16 protein-coding genes are annotated in these 16,062 nt (G+C 47.2%); 8 read left to right on the top strand and 8 right to left on the bottom strand.

Annotation, left to right across the window (positions count from 1 at the left end; translation table 11 throughout):
- Positions 1-89 precede the first annotated feature (89 nt).
- From NX720_RS24215 to NX720_RS24200, 4 genes are all read left to right on the top strand, one after another.
- Positions 90-1,115, top strand: a complete 1,026-nt coding sequence (locus NX720_RS24215) for a VWA domain-containing protein (protein WP_262598106.1) — start codon at positions 90-92, stop codon at positions 1,113-1,115.
- A 192-nt stretch (positions 1,116-1,307) separates the two neighbouring features.
- Positions 1,308-1,544, top strand: a complete 237-nt coding sequence (locus tag NX720_RS24210) for a helix-turn-helix transcriptional regulator (protein ID WP_262598105.1) — start codon at positions 1,308-1,310, stop codon at positions 1,542-1,544.
- On the top strand, positions 1,544-2,746 hold the full coding sequence (locus NX720_RS24205) for a type II toxin-antitoxin system HipA family toxin (RefSeq protein WP_262598103.1): 1,203 nt from the start codon (positions 1,544-1,546) through the stop codon (positions 2,744-2,746). Before NX720_RS24210 ends, NX720_RS24205 begins: the two co-directional genes overlap by 1 nt.
- A 116-nt stretch (positions 2,747-2,862) precedes the next feature.
- A complete protein-coding gene (locus NX720_RS24200; RefSeq protein WP_262598101.1) occupies positions 2,863-4,191 on the top strand; it encodes an ATP-binding protein in 1,329 nt (442 codons plus the stop codon).
- Between the two features lie 331 nt (positions 4,192-4,522).
- Here the strand turns inward: NX720_RS24200 and ltrA are convergent, their stop codons facing one another.
- Positions 4,523-5,836 (bottom strand): group II intron reverse transcriptase/maturase, encoded by a 1,314-nt coding sequence (gene ltrA / locus NX720_RS24195; RefSeq protein ID WP_262595376.1) that lies wholly within the window; start codon positions 5,834-5,836, stop codon positions 4,523-4,525.
- A gap of 687 nt (positions 5,837-6,523) precedes the next feature.
- Here ltrA and NX720_RS24190 point away from each other — a divergent pair.
- The gene (locus NX720_RS24190; protein ID WP_262595374.1) at positions 6,524-6,769 is read left to right on the top strand and encodes a hypothetical protein; all 246 of its coding nucleotides are present in this window, start codon (positions 6,524-6,526) and stop codon (positions 6,767-6,769) included.
- Positions 6,709-7,728 (top strand): ISAzo13 family transposase, encoded by a 1,020-nt coding sequence (locus NX720_RS24185; RefSeq protein ID WP_318654124.1) that lies wholly within the window; start codon positions 6,709-6,711, stop codon positions 7,726-7,728. The genes NX720_RS24190 and NX720_RS24185 overlap by 61 nt, the downstream gene beginning before the upstream one ends.
- Positions 7,729-7,749: 21 nt before the next feature.
- Here NX720_RS24185 and NX720_RS24180 read toward each other — a convergent pair whose 3' ends face one another.
- From NX720_RS24180 to NX720_RS24150, 7 genes are all read right to left on the bottom strand, one after another.
- Positions 7,750-7,989, bottom strand: a complete 240-nt coding sequence (locus tag NX720_RS24180; RefSeq protein ID WP_262598100.1) for a hypothetical protein — start codon at positions 7,987-7,989, stop codon at positions 7,750-7,752.
- A gap of 303 nt (positions 7,990-8,292) precedes the next feature.
- Positions 8,293-9,927 carry an IS1634 family transposase gene (locus NX720_RS24175; RefSeq protein WP_262595607.1) on the bottom strand — a complete coding sequence of 545 codons (1,635 nt, stop codon included), beginning with the start codon at positions 9,925-9,927 and terminating at the stop codon, positions 8,293-8,295.
- Positions 9,928-9,982: 55 nt separating this feature from the next.
- Positions 9,983-11,020, bottom strand: a complete 1,038-nt coding sequence (locus tag NX720_RS24170; protein WP_262598098.1) for a transposase — start codon at positions 11,018-11,020, stop codon at positions 9,983-9,985.
- A 45-nt stretch (positions 11,021-11,065) separates the two neighbouring features.
- The gene (gene traF, locus NX720_RS24165; RefSeq protein WP_262598096.1) at positions 11,066-11,935 is read right to left on the bottom strand and encodes a conjugal transfer protein TraF; all 870 of its coding nucleotides are present in this window, start codon (positions 11,933-11,935) and stop codon (positions 11,066-11,068) included.
- Positions 11,935-12,555: a DUF4400 domain-containing protein gene (locus NX720_RS24160; protein ID WP_262598094.1), complete on the bottom strand. Its 621-nt coding sequence runs from the start codon at positions 12,553-12,555 to the stop codon at positions 11,935-11,937. Before NX720_RS24160 ends, traF begins: the two co-directional genes overlap by 1 nt.
- 22 nt (positions 12,556-12,577) lie before the next feature.
- The gene (locus NX720_RS24155; RefSeq protein WP_262598093.1) at positions 12,578-13,390 is read right to left on the bottom strand and encodes a TraG/TraD/VirD4 family protein; all 813 of its coding nucleotides are present in this window, start codon (positions 13,388-13,390) and stop codon (positions 12,578-12,580) included.
- A gap of 72 nt (positions 13,391-13,462) precedes the next feature.
- Positions 13,463-14,419: a helicase HerA domain-containing protein gene (locus NX720_RS24150; protein ID WP_262598092.1), complete on the bottom strand. Its 957-nt coding sequence runs from the start codon at positions 14,417-14,419 to the stop codon at positions 13,463-13,465.
- Positions 14,420-14,607: 188 nt separating this feature from the next.
- Here NX720_RS24150 and NX720_RS24145 point away from each other — a divergent pair, with 188 nt between their 5' ends.
- The gene (locus NX720_RS24145; RefSeq protein ID WP_262598090.1) at positions 14,608-14,844 is read left to right on the top strand and encodes a helix-turn-helix transcriptional regulator; all 237 of its coding nucleotides are present in this window, start codon (positions 14,608-14,610) and stop codon (positions 14,842-14,844) included.
- Positions 14,844-16,052, top strand: a complete 1,209-nt coding sequence (locus NX720_RS24140; protein WP_262598088.1) for a type II toxin-antitoxin system HipA family toxin — start codon at positions 14,844-14,846, stop codon at positions 16,050-16,052. Before NX720_RS24145 ends, NX720_RS24140 begins: the two co-directional genes overlap by 1 nt.
- Positions 16,053-16,062 lie beyond the last annotated feature (10 nt).

The raw sequence follows: 16,062 nt of genomic DNA, 5'->3' as shown, positions 1-16,062 counted from the left end.
AAAAAACGCTGCTCAGAACCGTGAGAAGCTATTCCTAATGGCATGGCTCAGTGGCGTTCAACTGCTGAATTTAGGATAAAACAGATTCTGTGTCAGGTAGTAAGCAGGAATCCGATTCTGAAGAAGGAGAAGATGATAATCCTGAACATTCGTGTGGAAGTAGTAACCAGGACGTATCAGACAATGGCGATGCTTCAGACAAGGCTGAAGACCTGTTGCTCCAAAAAGAGAGCCTAAAGCAAATTCTGGAATCTACCGATCAAGACTGGCCGGATGACCTGTTTGAAACCGTCGCCGGAGAGCTGGAATCATGGAGTTGCGAGCAGTCTTCAGGTCTGTCAGCCATCACCACAACACCAGGACTGGATGCGGTGGTGACGACAGATGAAGATAAGCAGGCCGCCAGAGACTTGCTCTGGAAAGTGCAGTCAGAATCCACTCGTTTAGCCGCCCAGCTAACCGGACTGGTTCAGGCAAAAACGCTCACCAGAGATCGCACAGGCAAGAGAGGTACCCGGATAGATGGCAAACGGTTGCACAGAATAGCGTTGGATGATGGTCGTCTTTTCAAACGACGGGCAGAATCCATCACTATCAATGCCACCGTTCATATCTCGCTGGATATTTCTTCTTCCATGACAGTAAGGATGCCGTTGGCAAGGGAGGCGGTTCTGGCGCTGGTCTATGCCCTGAAGCAGATTAACGGAGTCACTGTAACAGCCTCAGCTTATCCGGGAACCAGAGAAGATAGAGTCTTTCCCATAGTCACAGGCCAAGAGTCCACTCAAAAGGTAGCGGAAACACTGGCGGCTCTGGACAGCCACGACTCAACACCCATGGCCACCGGATTGTGGCATGCGGTTCATCAAATCTGTCAGGCAAAGGCGGAACGTCGTCTGATCCTGATGATTACGGATGGAGCGCCTGACTGTGAACATCACGATGCGGTGGTCGACTTGATCAGCTGTTGTCAGCAGTCAGGGATAGATGTGGTCGGGCTGGGAATCAATGTTCCTTTGGTGAAAGAGCTGTTTCCAAAGAGCCTGATGATCAATCAGTTAAGCCAGTTAAAGTCATCGTTATTCACTTTGACTAAAGACTGGCTTATCAGGTAACTGGTTAGCCTTGTTTAGAGCCAAGGGAATGGCTCCTTCAAAGACCTGCCTTAACCCTCTAACCCGTTGTTACCACAGGCAAAATTTAAGAAACCTAAAGCATTTCAAGCAATATAAATGATGTATATAAGCATCATAAAATAATTTTTACGTTATAATGTTGAATATATCAATCATTATTATGGGCTGAAAGTGTTAGAAGAGATCAGCGAGCTGATACGCACCCAGCGTAAAAAAAAGAAATGGAGCCAGCAACAGCTGGCACAGTTAGCAGGACTGGACAGAACCACTATCGGCGCACTGGAAAGAGACGATTACTCGGATATTGGCATAAGAAAGGTTCAGCGGGTTCTCGAAGTACTTGGGCTAACTCTCGCCGTTAAACCCTATGGGCTGCCCAGCCTGGATGAACTGAAAGAGAGTAAATAATGGCCGACGTTGATGTTTATACGACAGAAGCATTCACAGGGCGTTTGACCCGAACCGGGTCAAAGCATGTCTTTACCTATAACCAGAATGCCAATGAAGCCTTGTCATTGACAATGCCCATGCGGATAGAAAGCTATTCCTACGAAGACTTGCATCCGGTGTTTCAAATGAATCTGCCAGAAGGACACCTTCGTGAAACCATTGAACGCTATACCGCCAAACAGTACGGCAGCGATGATTTGTCAATGCTGGCAATCCTTGGACAAAGCCATATAGGGCGATTAGGTTACACGCTGTCCGGTCAGGCTATGCCGCAACATGATGAAGCCGCACCCGATTTGCAGTCACTGCTTGAAAGCGACGATGCAGAGCTTTTCAATCATCTGTTGAACCGTTTTGCCCTGAGATCTGCTGTGGCAGGTGTACAGCCAAAAGTATTGGTGGATACAGCAGAGTCAAAAGACGCTTTTGATCGTATGACGTTTCCTTCCCATTCTTACATTGTCAAAAGCTGGGGGCGTGAATTCCCAGAGCTGGCCTGTAACGAATATATATGCCTGACGCTTTGCCAGAATGCGGGACTCAATGTTGCCCCTTTCTATATCAGCAATAATGGTCGTTTATTGATTACCCGGCGATTTGATATACAAGCGGATGGTCGTTCGCTGGGGTTTGAAGATTTTTGTGTGTTGCAGGGCAGGACAACACGCGAAAAATATGATGCCAGTGTTGAATCCTGTGTTCGCACCATAAAACAATTTGTTTCTCCCGAATTTCAGGGCAGGGCGCTGGCAGACTTTTTCAAATTACTGCTTATCAATGTCCTGATTCGGAACGGAGATGCACACCTGAAAAATATTGGTGTGTTATACGACGATCTACAGGGCTATCAGTCAGGAGAGTTTCCGGCAGCCACTCGTACCCTTGCTCCCATATTTGATGTAGTGAGTACGATTCCTTATATTCCGAATGATACGATGGCTCTCACCCTGGGAGGCTCAAAGCGTTGGCCCAAGTGGAAAATGTTGCAGAAGTTTGGTCGCACTCAATGTGGACTGAGTAATAAAGACATAGATCGAATGGTTGGTGAAGTAGAAGAGGCGGCAAGAAGAACGCTTCCGGAGATAGAGGCTCTGGTAAGTCAGCATGACGGGTTTCGGGAGATTGGTCATCAGCTGTCTGAACTTATGACACAGTCATGAAATTCCTTTCGTCATTACCAGTACTGTGGTTATATACAGTGCATATTTGTGTGTGCTATCTATAAAATCAACAAAGTGTGATATAGTTACTGTAATAAAGATTACGGTAACATCTAATGAGATTCTATAACCGAGAAGATGAGCTTGAGCAGCTTCGGGAGTGGAGTGAACAAGCCTCTGAAGGAACGGCCCACCTGACAACTATGGTAGGAAGGCGCCGGGTCGGTAAAACAGCGCTGTTAAATAAAACCTTTCCTCAGAACACGACTTCTGCTGCCTCTATCTATCTGTTTGTATCCAGAAAACAGGAGTCATTACTGTGTGAAGAGTTTGTCGAGCAAATCAGAACGGTTTTAAATATCCCCATATTTGGTCAACCTGCACGCCTTCGGGAAGTTATGGAAATCCTGTTGCAGTTCAGCATCACTACGCCTGTTACCGTCATACTGGATGAATTTCAGGATATCCAGCGGGTTAATCGAGCGTTTTTTTCCGAACTTCAGGATTTGTGGGATCGATACAGACAACAAAGCCGTATGCATCTGGTCTGCTGTGGTTCTTTGTACAGCCTTATGACCCGGTTGTTTCAGGATGGACGTGAGCCATTGTTTGGTCGTGCCGATCATCGCATCAACCTTCAGCCTTTGCGTTGCCGCTATATCGCCCAGATGTTGAATGACCGGCAGGAGTTTACGCCAGAAAAACTCTTGCAGTGGTACATGCTCAGTGGCGGTGTTCCAAAATACCTAGAGTGGCTGTTTAACATTGACCCTGCAGCTGACCTCTGGTCGCAACTGATTAACGAACACAGCCTGATCATTGAGGAAGGGCATTATCGTCTGGCCGAAGAGTTTGGGCCTGAACATGGTACCTATTTTTCCATATTGGCGGCTATCGCTTCCGGTAGTACAAGCCGGCCTGAAATAGAATCTTTGCTGGGTATTTCTGTGGGGCCACAGCTTGATCGTCTGGAAAATGAATTTGATATTATAAGCCGAAATCGACCAGTGTTGTCTAAACCGGGAACCCGGTTGGTTAAATACCGCATTGCCGATGCTTTCCTGGCTTTTTGGTTTCGCTTCATTTATAAGCACCGTAGCGCAGTGGAGATTGGGAACTTTCCGTTTATCCATAAAGTCATTGAGCGGGATTACCCAACCTGGAGCGGTCACTGGCTGGAAGAAATCGTCAGGGAAGTGGTTGCAGAAACCGGTGAATACAATATTGTGGGTAGTTACTGGGAAAGAGGGAATCAGAATGAAATTGATCTTGTAGCGGTCAATGAACTGGATAAAAAAGTCCTGATTGCTGAAATTAAGCGTAACCCGAAAAATATCCGCAGAACGCATTTACAGGAGAAAGCCACCAAACTTGTGCAGCAACTGAAGGGGTATGATATTGAGTACAGAGGCTTTTCACTTGACGATCTGGCAGACTGGTTTTGATTGGATTGCTTTGCCATGACGTTACTGTCCGGTTGATCAACAGGCGACGCTACGTGCATGAAACTGGTTTTTCCCTACCAAGGTTTCCGTGAAATTCAAGCAGGGCGCGATTCCATATTCATGGCTAATATGACTACTGCTGCCCAGACGGAATCAAGGCAGAGGGTGAACGCCTGACACAGAGACGTGTTCCAATCGGGCTCCGACCACAGGCACCCTGAAAGCCTTCAGAAAAAAGGCTAAGGAATAGTCTCCGAGTAGAAGAGGCCGTTACCGACCTCAACCCTCATAGAGCCGGACGTGCGCAACTAACGCATCCGGTTCCTCATAATTATTGGTTCACTGGCTGATAACCTCGGTAATACTGATGATGGATTCTTGGCGGTGCCAAGGGGAAACGTTTCAGGAACAGGTTGAATTTCTCCCATGTGATGTAGCTCTTCTGCGAACATCGACTGAGCCACTTTCGCCATATTATCTTCACTTTATGTTGGATGGTTCCCAGGGATTTGGCGTTGCCTGTAATACCAAAATACGCATAGTGTCCCCGAAGTTTCCGGTTCAATGCAGCGTATTGATCAATCAACGAGTCATGTCTATGTTTACGACAATAGTCGTTGAATGCCTTCAGCGTTCTGGCAATCCGCCCTTTGGCTGTTTTCCGGAATATAACAGTGTTTCCCTTCCGGGATACTCCCCAGAAGTGTGTGAATCCAAGAAAGTCAAAGGTGACCGAATTTCCACAGCGCTTGTTTTCTTTCCGGTGATTAGGCCGAAAGTCCACACACTGCGTTTTCTCCGGATGCAAATTTAACCCGTATCGTTCAAAGCGCTTAGCAAGTGCTTCTTCAAACCGACGACAGTCATCATGATTTTCAAACACCATAACACTGTCATCAGCAAACCGGGTCAGGCTGCACCGCCCTCTCATTCTTGGCAGAACTGTCTGTACAAACCAGTCATCCAATACATAATGCAGATAAATATTGGCTAATAATGGCGAAATCACTCCGCCCTGAGGCGTTCCCTGTACCGGGTAGGAAACCTCCCCGGATTCAAGAATACCTGCCTTCAACCATTTATCAATCAGCTTTCTTACCACGCCATCAACTACTCGTCTGGCGAGAAACTTCCTCAGCTGTCCATGGTCAATCGTATCGAAATACTTTTGTATATCCACGTCCAGAACCCAGTAAGCCCTGTCTCTCATAATATGGTTACGCAGGCTTTCCAACGCATGATGTGCAGACCGCTGTTTCCGGAAGCCAAATGAACAGTTGTAAAAATCCTGCTCATAGATCGGTTCCAACAGCATAACCACAGCTCTTTGGACAATCTTGTCCTCGAAGGTGGGAATACCCAACGGCCTTTTCTGACCTTTTCCCTTATCTATGTATGTACGTCGTACGGCAGGGGCACGGTATTGGCCAGATTTAATTCGATCCAGCAGATTAAGGAGATTAGACTCCAGCTGTACCGCATATATCTCGGCTGTTTGACCATCTACACCTGTCGCACCATCCTTGCGAGTCAGTTGATACGCCTGCAAAAGCCAGTTGTAATCCATATGGTGATTGAGAGAAGTGAATACCATGGCCGGGTTGTCTCTGGCCAGTATGGCTATCCGTCTCTGTTTCGTTGACACAAACATCAGTTTCTGTGCACCTCATGTGTTTCCCACAGACGGGTCAATAACTACGGTGCCCCCTTTCCTCGTCCGGGTCCTCCTGAGCGGAGTTCCCCGTTGTCATCAGTACTATGGGACACTAAGACTTCCAGTACCTACTACCCGGTCACTTATGAATTCGCTTCCGGACTCCTGAGAGTTGCTTCATATTCGCTCCGCCGGGTCTGAAGCATAACCTGACGACCGGGTTCTTTTCAGCCATAGAACCAATGGCTGTCTTACTCAGGTCAATACTGGACCTCGCAGGTTCCTGAGAAATCCATCCTGTACCTATGCCCTAGCCTCGGATCCCGGTCGGGCTGGATTTGCCTCACCTTACCGGCAGTCCAGTGCTGACTCCATCTTCCAGAGAATGAAGCCCACCAACGATGCAATTATTTCGAGACTCAATCCCACGGCTTTAGTACCCGCTGTATACGCTTCACAGCCAGCGTTACCACTGACTATGCAATACTCGCTTCCGGCTGATGGTTAGTCTTTACCGGGCAGGAGTCGAACCTGCTGGATTTCAACGAATGATTTCAACTCATGGAGCCTCCCACATTCTCAGGCTTAGCCTGTCGCAACCAGAATAACTTCCGGATTTCCCCTGAGGCCGTAGATTAGGGATAATAGCCTCAGCAGTAACAAGTGCAGGAAGTTATCTTGAGCCATTATTCTCCAGCCGTCGCCATTCAGATGATCCGTTTCTACAATACCCTCAATGAGCGTGATCGCAGGCGTTACGCTGCTGTCGAGGCTGTTAAGCTTGGGCATGGCGGCATTGCATTCATATCTAAGTTATTAAACTGTGATCCAAAAACCATTAACCGTGGCATTACTGAACTCAAATCAGAAGAACAACTGAACTCTGTCCGGCAGAGAAAAAAAGGGGTGGACGAAAAACACTGATCGAGAAAAATCCCAAGGTCGTTGATAACTTTCACTTGGTTTTACATAACCACACTGCGGGAGACCCGGTACGACAGGGCTTGAAATGGACTAACCTTTCCCGTCGCAAGATATCCAGAAAACTCAAGGAACTTGGAACTCCTGCCAGTAAAAACATCGTTTCCCGCCTGCTTCATGAGAGTGGCTACCGTCGTCGTAAACCACAGAAAAAACAAACCATGGGTCAAAATGCCGATCGCAATGCTCAATTTGAAAAAATTGCCCATTTGCGAAAAGAGTATCTTGATGCGGGCAAACCAGTGATCAGTATCGACACCAAAAAGAAAGAATTGCTGGGTAATTTTTATCGTGAAGGCATTGTTGATTCTGCAGAACCGGTTATCGTTAATGACCATGATTTCCCCAGTGCCAGCGATGGCAAGGTCATTCCTCATGGAATTTACGACCTGAGCAAAAACACTGCGTCCCTGCATCTTAACGCCAGCCATGATACGACTGAATTTGCATGCGAAAGCATTGAACTCTGGTGGCATGAGCAGGGTCGACGAGACTATCCAAATCATAACGAGTTGCTCATTTTATGTGATGGCGGAGGCAGTAATAGTGCGTTGACGTATATTTTCAAGGAAGATTTACAAGCACTGTCAAATCGCCTGGGTTTGGCAATACGGATAGCGCACTATCCACCATACTGTTCCAAATACAACCCAATAGAGCATCGCTTATTTCCCCATGTGACGCATGCCTGTAAGGGGGTATCACTGGAAAGCATCGAAACAGCAGCACACTACATGAGCAAAACAGAGACAACCACAGGTCTTGCAGTGACAGTCAGGATTATCGACAAAGTCTTCGAGACTGGCCGGAAGTATGCGGCTGATTTCAAGAAAAACATGACCATTCAGTTCGATAAGTTTCTACCAAAATGGAACTATAGAGCTATTCCTGCCACTGGATGAAATCTGGAAGTTATTTCGGGACTATCCCTTAGGGCAAACTGGCTGTTCTGCAAAGTGAGACAAAATGCAGGTTTCAAGTTCAGATGTAGAGTTTTTAGTATTGGAGAAGTATTCGCTTTCGATAGCGACAGAACCGGTGGATTCTTCTGCTTCATAAGAGCCTATTTGAGCATCTGTCATTGCTCTGCTGAGGGTTTCATATTGCTCAAGGGTTAATGTCGAAATGGCATCAACAAAATTCTTAAATAGCTCGAATTGCATAACGCTGTGCCTGAAAACTAGAAGGCATGGGAAGTATAGCTCATTCAACTGTTAACACGAACTTAGCCCAAGGCAACCATTCGGGCCAGCATTCGACATCTTGCCATATCTTTTGTTACATAACCGCCCCAGCCCCATTGGTTTTTGATTTCATCAAAGTTATTTTCACAGTCAGCCCTATTGCGATAATGATTAATGATCGAGACTATATCATTATCAAGAGATGTGACCAGAACCGAATACTCGTAAGCTTTTATATTTTCTGGCTCTTCTATTAATGCTAACCGACATTCACCACCCCAATCAGGAATAAATTGATTGGTACGTTTGACCCAGTATAAAAATGATCGTCGACTGACTTTCCGAGATGCCGACTACATGCTTCTCCGTCCCATTGATCGTCCACACATGAATACCCTCGAAGCAGCAGAAAATCCACCTGCCCGTGGGGTTCTTCGCCGGTTTCTTTTTCATGTCCGGGAACGTTCGACTCTGTCTTTTCAGCTCATAACGAATTCGATGTTGGATAGCAGCATAGACCATCAGGCAGAGAGTCATCACCATTAGCAGCGCTTCAATACGTTCCGGCTTCTTGAGATAAAGTGATGACACTAGGAAATCCGGGCTTTTCAGGAAACGAAAGCCTCTTTCAACCTGCTGTTGGGATTTATACGTCTTTAGCAGTTCAGTCGTATCCAGCCGGTCTGTATCCATGTCGTTGGTGCCCAGTATAAAGCAACCCAGTGACGCCTCAGCATCCCGACGTCTCTCCACAGCTACTGAGCAGCAACCTGTCACGAAATATTCATAGTGGTCAGGAGGCATCCCGTCAGCAGGGCGACCTTTGGTATTGTAACAAGGCTTGCTAATGACCTTAGGTTCAGCCTGACAAAGTTTGGAATTCTTTTGCCATTGCCTGAAGGCTTCCATGGCGTCGGCTTCACACCGGAACGACTTTTTGCCCAGCTTTACCAGAGCCTCGGATTCTGTCAGGGATTTTTTCTGCATACGCCGGGTCAGTGTCTTCTGTTCCGCTTTCTGGCTCTGCTTGTTTCGAAACAGAACCCAGCGTTGTACGACACCGGCATACTCAGACAATGTCTCCACCGCTTCGTAATGGTCAAATCCATCCACCACATTCATGGAGCGCGATGGTGCGCTACGTACCAGTTTTTTAGCATCACCGATATTGAGAGGGACTCGGGAAACAAACAACTGCTCCTGATGGCTGAGTTCCTGAAGGGTTCCTGCCACGTACATTGCGGCATCACCGACGAAATAACGGGCATTCAGAGCCGCTTTAAAGCTCTTTATGTGCTGGCTCACCACTTGTTTGAAACTGGTTTTATCCGTCACATTGCCACTGGCTGCTTTCATAAACAGTGGAATGCCTGCACGATTCTCGGTTAGCAGAAGTAATATGGCCTGATTCAAGTCCGGGCGATGGTCTCGACTGTAGCCCTTGCAAAGCCGGATACAATTAAGGTCTTCATCGCTCACTTCGTCATCACAATTATAACGACCATCGACGTGAAACCCTGTACCATCGAGGTTCAGTGCGTCGCACGGTAATTTGAGGTGCTTCGCCACCTTGATAGCCAGCTCGAAATGGACTTTACTAACATCCAGATCAAAAAGTACGTCCAGCGCCCTTCCCAGTACTTTGTCGTTTATGTGTTCGGGTTCAATCCCGCCCCTGATTAGTTTGTCGAGGGGTTTATTGGCGAAGAACTGAGGGAACATATGGAGAGACTGTCCTGTGAAGCCAAGACCGTTGATTATCATAGCTATCACGGCTTCACCGTGGGAAATGTTCCATTCGTCAGATAGCTTGGGGGCTCGTTTATCGATGTGCTCGACAATTCCCAGCTCTTTGCACATTCCAGCCACCAGACCGAGGTGATCCATGACCTGAGAGCGATATTGAACAGGAGGCATAAGGGGGGCTTCCCAATATTGGCTTATCTGTTAAATAGCAGATCTCAGGAAAATGTCAGGTCAGGTGGTGAATGTCGGATGCTAACGTTTGTTGACGTTCTTTTATTCCTTTTTCCAACATCGGTATTTCATTTTCAGGACGCCGTCTTCGAACAATAATTATGCGTCTTTCTTTTTTCCAACCTGACAGTTTAATTACGGATTCTTTTCCCTCCCAATGGTTGTCGTATTTTACCCATCCTCCGCTACAGTGTGCATTCCCTATGGCTTTCTTAACGTTGTCGTGCTTCTTCATTTTAAAAAGATAATGACAACCAGCATCTTCCAATTCGCTCATTACCCGGTCACTTCCCCAATCACAATCACCACGAACAAATTCAGGCCAGCAGCGTTTTGGAAGTCGATTTAATAGCTCCATTAAACCGGGTAAAGAGTATTTACTTTGACTTTGATTTCCGGGTCTGACTTCAACCTCCAGTATTAATTTAAGATTAGCCATCATATATGAGTGGTAAGTATGAGAGGGTCTCCCTTTCTTATGTGGGTTATAGCCATTAACCGCTCCTTCCTGATGCCCATAAATGGTTTTCACGGTAACATCAACATCCATAATCCATGGAATGGTTAATAACGGATCAAAACAGAGATGGAGGTGTTTTTGCATCCATTCAACGCCTTCATCTTCGTCAATCTTCTTTAAACCACGCCTGGCAGAATCATCGCTGACAATTTTTTTCATCCCGAGCAACTGAGCGTTTACTTTATCACCAATAATTGTTCCGATATGCGCATAGCGTTTATGTCCTGAAAGAATGGAAAGCATTAATGAGCCAATCACATCCACTTTTTGAGGGGCGTTTGGGCTTTTATAAGTTAGTGGGCAATCGTTAATCCAGGGTTCAAATCGGTGACCTGTTTTTAAAAACTGTATAAAAAAAGGAAGCTGTCCCATTGGGGTGACCGATGCTTCAGGCTCCCACTCGACATGAATTTTACCGTCGAAAGAATCGACTTCGAGTTTGACGGATAAGGGATCTTTTTCCATTTCAGACAACTCACCCTTTGGGGGAGTGGGTTTTGGTGGTCGAACCATCTTCGAGCCCTCAATATTGTTGAGGGTTAGAGTTTAGCTCAGGGGTTAACCGCTGAATTTAGGTTGAATAATGTTTCTGAGTCTGTTGAGTACGGAGTCAGTTGGATTTGTAGTGGAGTCATTCCAGACTTCCCGAATAATCAGGGTACTTCTGTATTCTTGCTCACTGATCCATTGGGCTTCGTGGGCTGAGTCAACAATACGGTTGTGTAAATCGATATAAGAGGATACCCCCTGCCTGAGTTGGATGATCTCATCCGGCGGTTTCATTAAAAACAGAGCTGGATAGGCTTGTATATTGAGTGCCTGAGGAGGTTTCCAGTCGATACGGCTGTCAGGCAAATCAGAAATGAGTTCACCGTCAGTGGAAAAAGAAATCAGCTTAAATCCGTACTGTTGACTTAACGCCATTAATGTTTGGGCTTGCAGCTGACAAAGCTTGTACCTTCCCTGATAGTAAAAGACAACTCCGGAGACTTTCGCTATTTTCCGTAAAACCTGTTCTCTGGCGTATTGCACCATGTCGTCACTAATCTTGGCCGCAGCAGGAGATATAGGGCGTCGGACGTTTTCATCTAGCATTGGATCGCTTTCAATCACCTGTTTGCCGACACGGGCGAATCGTTCAGCCTTTTCTTTGACGAACCTGTCCAGATAAAGATACTGGCTGACATGCTCTTTGGTGGGTTCATCAATAGCCCTGTCCAGGTAGTTTCCTATGTTTTTTCTGATCCATTGGGTGGAGAGAGACGCCGGTAATACGGGAGAAAGTGTCATGGACTGATCGCCTTCCACTGTTTCTGGTTCCGGAATGCGTTCGTACCAGAACCAGCCTTCAGAGTGTCGGTCAAACCATCGTTCGCCGGTGCTGGCAGGTGATGGAAAAAGCAGTAATAAAAGAAACAAGAAAAACATCAGACACGTTTCTGCCAGTTGGCTGTCCACCACCCCAGTGAAAGCGTGGTCAGCCACGCCATGACAGGGAGCAGCCAGACGGGAAAAGGCAGAGGAATCATGACCAGATACAGGAACAGCCCCGGAATCCATCGGCATAGTCTGCGACTCCAGAGGTTTCGCAGTGGGCTGGTGTAATGGAAGTCATGATAGCGGATTTTCCGGATCAGCCATCCATCCAATAACGCCGCCAGCAGGACGATGCCCCAGTAAGGAAAGCAGGCGATTAGCAGGGCGATACGATAAAACAGTTGTTGCAGAAGCGTTAGGAAGTTTCGGACAACGCCCTGAAAAAACTCGATGGTTGTGGCGAGCCCTTCGCCCATCTTGCGATCCGGTGTGGTGTGCTTGAATAGAAAGCCCTGTACACCGGATTCAAACACCGTTTTGTTATAGAACCGCTGCCCGGTGCGGATTATCCGGGTGCCGTTATCTTCCCCCAAACTTCTGGCGTACTGTTGCTGCTCCTTCTGCAGGTATTGATTCATATTTTGCCCAGGAATAGCCAGCCAGAGCAGAATGAGACCCAGCCCATAGCACCAGACAACGATGGGACTGGTTTGTTTTTGAGAATTTGTCATGGATTGTTTTGATATCAGAGGTTCAGGATTCTGGAGAGCAGATAATCGGAATTCTGCCTTTCAGCAGGCGACCACCGCCCAGCCGTGCCACGTATTCAAGGTTGGGCAGTTCGCCTAACAGTTGCGGTGGGAACAGATCGCCGGCTTCCTCCAGTTGCTGTTCACTCAAGTTGCCGGTAAATTCCATAGGGCGGTTGGCATCGGTGCTGATGCCCTGGTTGCGGATAAAGTATCGGTAACGAACTGGTGGCAGTTTGTCGGTGATAAATTTCTGGGTTTCAGGATTCTGGGTACGCAGACAGATCAAATGGTTGCAGTTGTCGATAAACTGTTCTGCCGCTGCTTCTGAGCCCAGCTGCGCCTCAAAGTCCGCCAGTGTCTGAGTGGCGACGTATAGCCGGAACTTGGCTCCTCGTCCTTTGTTGAGTAGGGATAACAGTTGAGGGCAGAGTACTTCAGCGGCTTCATCTACGAATAAGTTAATGGGCTGGCTGTGTTGTTGCGAGTGTGTGGATGAGTAGTTGTAACGGTCACCCGCCACGGCGGCAAGGTCTGCCAGTAACAGTTGTCCGATGGCTTTACCCACCATCGGGTCGCTTAACGAATCCAGCCCGAAATACATCACCTTGTTTTGTTCGATCAGGTTAGCCGTATGGGTACAGGGGGGAAGGTCATCTATATCTGTCGGGTCGGGCGATAACAGTCGTGCAAGAGGTCCACCAGTTAACATGCCCAGTGCAGGTAAGAGAGTGGCGATCATTTTTCCGTAGTGCGCCCGGTCGTGTTCAAACAGTGAGATCAACCCTTCCACATCGGTACAGGGATTTTCAGGCATGATCTGTTCTCGATAAAGCTTTATCCAGCGGTGAGCTATGGTCTCTTGATTGACCTTATTTTGCTGTGATTTTCAAGCCATTTTTTTCTCTGCTTCAGGAAAATGACTTGAACACACCACCGTTAAAGCTCTTATTAGTAATTGCGTTACGCCACCTTCCAGCCCCTGTCGAATAAGTACCAGAGTAGGGCGCTGACCACAGAGCAAATACCCTTGAACTACAGCATCCACTGCTTTCTGGGCAAACGCCTGAAACGGTGCGTTATCACCGCCAGACGGCATCAGCCCGGCAATCCGGCTGGCCAGTTCGCTGGAACGGTTAAAGTTCTGCAACAGGTTGATACGAATGGAGTCTGCCGGAAAGCCGGGGTGGAACTTCATAAAACGACGTTGACTGCCTGACAGTTCGCAACTTCTTAGCGTATGAGAAGCAAGGTCATGGTCGCCTTTGGGGTCGATGATAATCACCGGCTCGTTACGCAACACTGCCTGAGTGACCAGCAGATCAAACAGTCGGGTTTTGCCACTGCCGGGAACACCAATCACCATGGTGTGCATCTGAACCTGTGCCAACGGTTGAAACAGTGTTTGCTCATGCTCTTCCATGCCATGAATCCAGCCTGCGCCCATAATGTTCTCAGATTTGGCTGGCTGGTTATCGCTGCGAAACAGGTCCCACGCCAGTTGCCCATGCTGTCGTTGCCACTCAAAACCCCAGCCTAGCCAGACACCTTTGTTACTGTTCTGCTGTTGGAGGGTTTGGCACTGTTTGGCGTTTAGCGTTAATAGAGTCAGCTTTTTGCCTTTCAATCTCTGGTGCCGCTGCCATCGGGGCAGGGCTTGAGTTAACCGGGTCAAAGTGATCGTGCCGCACAAGGCGGTGGTCACTATAAAACCAACTGTTGGCAGAGAGCTGAAAAACATCAGCGTAATGGCGACATTCATGGAGGTGAACCAGAGTACCGCCGAGCTAAGTTCATAAACGGGTCGCCAGCTTTGCAGGTAAGGGGAGTGTAAGCTCTGATCCATAACAAGAAGGACAACATGATCATGAGCAAAAGACGTAAACGATGGGGCAAAGAGCAACACGGTTGCTACCACAGGCAAAATTTAAGAAGCCTAAAGCATTTTAAGCAATAATAATGATTAATATACACATCATAAAATGATTTTTACGTTATAATGTTGAATATATAAATCATAATTATGGACTGAAAGTGTTAGAAGATATCAGCGAGCTGATACGCAGCCAGCGTAAAAAAAAGAAATGGAGCCAGCAACAGCTGGCACAGCTAGCAGGACTGGACAGAACCACTATCGGTGCACTGGAAAGAGACGATTACTCGGATATTGGCATAAGAAAGGTTCAGCGGGTTCTCGAAGTGCTTGGGCTAACCCTATCCGTTAAATCCTACGGGCTGCCCAGCTTGGATGAACTGAAAGAGATAAAGTAATGGCCGACGTTGATGTTTATACGACAGAATCATTCACAGGGCGGTTGACCCGAACCGGGTCAAAGCATGTCTTTACCTATAACCAGAATGCTAAAGAAGCCTTGTCATTGACAATGCCCATGCGAATAGAAAGCTATTCCTATGAAGACTTGCACCCGGTGTTTCAAATGAATCTGCCAGAAGGGCACCTTCGTGAAACCATTGAACGTTATACCGCCAAACAGTACGGCAGCGATGATTTGTCAATGCTGGCAATCGTTGGACAAAATCATATAGGGAGATTAGGTTACACGCTGTCCGGTCAGGCTATGCCACATAATGATGAAGCCGCACCCGATTTGCAGTCACTGCTTGAAAGCGACGATGCAGAGCTTTTCAATCATCTGTTGAACCGTTTTGCCCTGAGGTCCGCTGTGGCAGGTGTACAACCTAAAGTACTGGTAGATACGACAGAGTCAAAAGACGCTTTTGACCGGATGACTTTCCCTTCTCACTCTTACATTGTCAAAAGCTGGGGCAGTGAATTTCCCGAACTGGCCTGTAATGAATTCATCTGTCTGACTCTGTGTCAGAATTCAGGACTCAATGTTGCACCTTTTTATATCAGCGATAATGGTCGTTTACTCATTACCCGAAGGTTTGATATTAGGTCGGATGGCAGCCCGCTGGGGTTTGAAGATTTTTGTGTTTTGCAGGGCAGAACAACACGTGAAAAATACGATGCCAGTGTCGAATCCTGTGTTCGCACCATAAAACAATTTGTTTCTCCCGAGTTCCAGAGCAGAGCGCTGACTGACTTTTTTAAATTACTGCTAATCAATGTCCTTATTCGTAACGGAGATGCACATCTGAAAAATATTGGTGTGTTATACGACGATCTACAGGGCTATCAGTCAGGAACGCTTCCTGCTACCACCCGCACTCTCGCCCCCATATTCGATGTGGTGAGTACGGTTCCTTATATTCCGAATGATACAATGGCTCTTACCCTGAGAGGGTCAAAGCGCTGGCCCAGGTGGAAAATGCTGCAGAAATTTGGTCGCACTCAATGTGGACTGAGCAATAAAGACATAGAACGAATTGTCGGTGAAGTGGAAGAGGCAGCAAGAAAAACGCTCCCGAAGATTGAGGCTCTTAATGGACAGCATGGCGGGTTTCGGGAGATTGGTAATAAACTGTCTGAACTTATGATGCAATCAGTCTTGTAGCAGATTGATA

It is taken from the genome of Endozoicomonas euniceicola (assembly GCF_025562755.1).
Taxonomy (GTDB): Bacteria; Pseudomonadota; Gammaproteobacteria; order Pseudomonadales; family Endozoicomonadaceae; genus Endozoicomonas_A; species Endozoicomonas_A euniceicola.
Note: the sequence above shows the minus strand (reverse complement) of the source record. Positions and strands in the feature narration are given on the sequence as shown.